Source organism: Stenotrophomonas sp. PS02300 (assembly GCF_029959395.1).
GTDB lineage: Bacteria > Pseudomonadota > Gammaproteobacteria > Xanthomonadales > Xanthomonadaceae > Stenotrophomonas > Stenotrophomonas maltophilia_AD.
The window spans coordinates 1-255 of the sequence record NZ_JASCOP010000294.1 but is presented as its reverse complement, the minus strand read 5'-3'; the positions used below and the strand labels follow the sequence as shown (position 1 = coordinate 255).

The window sequence follows — 255 nt, the reverse complement described above, 5'->3', positions numbered from 1 at the left end:
CGATCGGGTAATGCAGGCCACGGCCCAGGAACAGGGCGCTGCTCTTGCGCGCGAAACGCTCGGCCCACGCAGCGATCTGCGGCTCCATGTTCAGCGCGTGCTGCACGCTGCCCGGCAGGAAGCGCAGTTGCTCCAGGTAGTCCGCTTCCTGCGCCGCATCCACGCGGCCATGCAGCTTGCCCAGCACCACGGTCAGCTGGAACAGCGCGGCCAGCTGGGTGGTGAAGGCCTTGGTGGAGGCCACGCCGATCTCGG

1 pseudogene is annotated in these 255 nt (G+C 68.6%); it reads right to left on the bottom strand.

Annotated features, from left to right (window positions below):
- A pseudogene (locus tag QMX79_RS20910) lies at positions 1–255 on the bottom strand (glutamine--fructose-6-phosphate aminotransferase); the annotation flags it as partial.